We start from the raw sequence: 1,349 nt of genomic DNA, 5'->3' as shown, positions 1-1,349 counted from the left end.
TGACCCGTCCTGCCATAGGTTGACACCTATGAAGGACATATAACCGGCTTGATCCAGCCGGCCAGAGACGCCCGATGAACTTCATCGGGCGTTTTCAATTTTAGGGATTGATGCGGTCTTTCCTGGTTGTAGATCTGCACGGCCTGCTGGACCATCCGGCTGGCCTGTCCCAGGCTGGCGGGTCGATGCAGCAGGAACTCCATCTTCAAGATCCCATTGACGCGCTCGGCCAGCGCGTTCTGGTAGCAGTCGTAGCCGTCGGTCATCGAGCACGCGATGCCGTGGCGGCGGTGGATTTCCTGATAGTCGTTGGAGCAGTATTGGATGCCTCTGTCGGAGTGATGCACCAGCGCCTGCTGCGTTTGCCGGCCCTTGAGCGCCACCTTCAGCGCCCGGCTGACCTGCTCGGTGTGCAGGCTGTCGTGGACGTGATGGCCCACGATCTTGCGTGACCACGCATCCGTCACCAGGCTGAGGTAGACGAACCCCTGATCGGTCGGCAGGTACGTGATGTCGGCCACCCACACCTGCTCGCTGCCACTCGGGCGCACCTGAGCCGGGCCCTCCTTGAGCAGGTTGGGATGGCGGCGGAACCGGTGATGGCTGTCGGTGGTCTTGTGATACGCCCGCCTGGGCTGAACCAGCATGTGAGCCTCGCGCAGCACGTCCAGCAGTGCATCGCGCCCAAGGCTGGCGCTTGCCTGCTGTAGTGGCTGCTTGAGCAGGTGGTGCAGCTTGCGTGCGCCCAGCCGGGGCTGGCGCAGGCGCACCGAACGCACAAGCTCGATCACCGTGTCAGAACGCGCACGGCACTGCTGCTGATGCTGCAGCTGTTGGTAGTAGGCCTGGCGGCTGACGCCCCAATGGCGGCAAGCCCTCGACACGCTCAGCCCCGGGACGAGCTTTTGCGAGAGGACTTGCCCAAAGGCTTTTTTACGACACGCACCCCATAGTCCTTCTTCAGGACATCGAGCACGGCCTCGAACAGTTGCGCCTTCTCGGTGGCCTCGCGAAGCTGCACTTCAAGGGCCTTGATCTTCTGCTCGGGGGTCAGCGGTGCAGCAGGCGCAGAGGAAGATTTTTTGATCGGTTCTGGCATGGGAAGCCGAGATGATGCCGAACCCCAGCTCTGGCGGCCATGCTTGCGCAGCCACACCAGCACGGTCGAGCGACCCTGGATGCCGTAGCGCTGCTGGGCCTGCTTGTAGCTGAGCGCGCCCTTTTCTACCTGATCGACCACCGACAGCTTAAAAGCCAGCGTGTAGTCACGCTGCGTGCGTTTGACGCCTGATTCCATTGACTTGCCTTTTCTTGGGGGAAAAGGTGTCAACCCATTTCAGGACGGGTCA

Annotated in this window: 1 protein-coding gene; it reads right to left on the bottom strand. The window is 61.9% G+C overall.

Going from position 1 to position 1,349, the window contains the following annotated elements:
- Positions 1-26: 26 nt before the first annotated feature.
- Positions 27-1,297 (bottom strand): IS3 family transposase gene (locus BLR24_RS30195; RefSeq protein ID WP_217636362.1). Its coding sequence is split into 2 segments (ribosomal slippage): positions 27-935 and positions 938-1,297, totalling 1,269 coding nucleotides; the frame shifts between segments, so codons are not numbered across the junction.
- Positions 1,298-1,349 lie beyond the last annotated feature (52 nt).

Origin of the sequence: Variovorax sp. OV700, assembly GCF_900099805.1 — a bacterium.
Lineage (GTDB): Bacteria > Pseudomonadota > Gammaproteobacteria > Burkholderiales > Burkholderiaceae_C > Variovorax.
Note: the sequence above shows the minus strand (reverse complement) of the source record. Positions and strands in the feature narration are given on the sequence as shown.